General features: G+C 31.9%; 1 protein-coding gene. It reads left to right on the forward strand.

The annotated features are described in order from the left end of the window. Positions 1-238, forward strand: a 238-nt coding sequence (locus tag RMT89_RS45320) for a hypothetical protein (RefSeq protein WP_315889581.1), incomplete at both ends; no start/stop codon positions are given.

Genomic DNA, 238 nt, shown 5'->3' on the forward strand with positions numbered 1-238 from the left:
TGAGGTTACTGACACCATATATACTAGACTTACTGATAGTGAAGAAGCTATTTCAATTAATACACAATCAATTACTGATTTAGATAACTTCACTGGTAATGTTGTTACTCCTGACCCATCTTCATTAGCATATAGAGTTAATTCGTTAGAAGGTGATCTTTCTAATTTAGACTTACAAGTAAATGACGATGGCGGAATAAATGACAGATTAGGTATAGTTGAAACTGAGATTAATGAT

This window comes from Streptomyces sp. P17 (genome assembly GCF_032436805.1).
Lineage (GTDB): Bacteria > Actinomycetota > Actinomycetes > Streptomycetales > Streptomycetaceae > Streptomyces.